At 41.9% G+C, this 1,429-nt stretch carries 2 protein-coding genes; both read left to right on the forward strand.

What is annotated here, in order from left to right; genetic code table 11:
• The first annotated feature begins 44 nt into the window (after positions 1-44).
• Complete coding sequence (locus tag EI164_RS16125) at positions 45-569, forward strand: helix-turn-helix domain-containing protein (protein WP_192520988.1); 525 nt, start codon at positions 45-47, stop codon at positions 567-569.
• Positions 467-1,396 (forward strand): IS3 family transposase, encoded by a 930-nt coding sequence (locus EI164_RS16130; protein ID WP_192520989.1) that lies wholly within the window; start codon positions 467-469, stop codon positions 1,394-1,396. Before EI164_RS16125 ends, EI164_RS16130 begins: the two co-directional genes overlap by 103 nt.
• Positions 1,397-1,429 lie beyond the last annotated feature (33 nt).

Here is a 1,429-nt window from a genome sequence, read left to right on the forward strand (position 1 = left end):
TGAACCGACCCCCATAAGTTGGACACAACTTATGGGGTATTTTTATGCGTTACGATCTAGACTTTAAGATGCAAGTCATCGCATACTATCGGCAAGGACATAGTAGTCAGGCCACCGCTAAGAAATTTAACGTCAATCCAGAGTTTGTACTCAAATGGGTCAAACAATACCAAAGCGGTGGCATAGATGCCATTAAGCCAAAGACAAGCAAAGCCAAATACAGCAGTGAGTTTAAACTGAAAGTGTTAAGCACCATGCTAGAACAAGGTTTAAGTCAATCACAGACAGCACTGACATTTAACATCAGCTCACCGGCCCTAATCAGTCATTGGCACAAAGCGTATCGATTACACGGCTTGTCTGGACTAACAACCAAGCCTAAAGGTAGAGTCGCCATGAGTAAGCCCTTTATTACAGACAAACCAGATGATGAAAAGACATTAGCAGAATTGAAGCGTGAGAATGAATACCTACGTGCGGAGGTTGCTTACCTAAAAAAGCTCGATGCCTTGCTCAAGGAGAAGGAAAAGAAACAAGCTTTGAGAAAGCAAGGCTCATCGAAGCATTGAGGCAAGAGCACCCTTTATCTGCTTTGCTCAACATCGCTAAGATGGCTAAGAGTGTCTTTTACTACCATAGGTGTCAGTTTGATGTTAAAGACAAATATGCAGACTTAAAACAATGTATTACTGAGCTTTACCACAAGCACAAAGGCAGGTATGGCTACCGTAGAGTCACAGCTGCGTTAAAGCAGCAAGGCGCTTATCATAACCATAAGCTCATTGCTAAGCTTATGCGTCAAATGAAGCTTAGCGCAAAGATAAGACGTCAGAATTACCGATCCTATAAAGGACAACAAGGTAAGATCGCGAAGAATTATTTAAAGCGCCAGTTTTATGCAGGTCATCCGCATAAGCGCTGGCTGACTGACATTACTGAGTTTAAGGTGGGTGATGATAAGCTGTATCTATCACCCATACTTGATTGTTATAACAATGAGATTGTCAGTTACACACTCTCAAGGCGACCAACCTATGACTTAGTGAGCAAGATGCTAGGTGATGCTTTAGCAAAGACGAAAGCGTGCCGTGATAAGACACTCATGCTGCACTCAGATCAAGGTTGGCATTATCAAATGAGACAGTTTGGACAGGTGCTTAAACAGCATGGTATTAAGCAAAGTATGAGCAGAAAAGGCAATTGCTTAGATAACGCACTGATGGAAGGGTTCTTCGGGACATTAAAGTGTGAGACAATTTATATTGAAAAGCCTCAAACGATTGAGGAGTTAGAACAACAGATTCATGAGTACATGCACTATTACAATCATGAGCGTATTCAAGTGAAACTAAAAGGACTGAGTCCTGTGCAGTACAGAACTCAGTCCTTGATATAAACTTAAACCGTCCAACATTTGGGGGTCAGTTCA

The sequence above is a fragment of the Psychrobacter sp. FME13 genome (assembly GCF_014861395.1).
Taxonomy (GTDB): domain Bacteria; phylum Pseudomonadota; class Gammaproteobacteria; order Pseudomonadales; family Moraxellaceae; genus Psychrobacter.

Bases quoted from the DNA above. Each gene is read 5' to 3' on its own strand.
- EI164_RS16125 (WP_192520988.1), top strand. From the start codon at position 45: ATGCGTTACGATCTAGACTTTAAGATGCAAGTCATCGCATACTATCGG.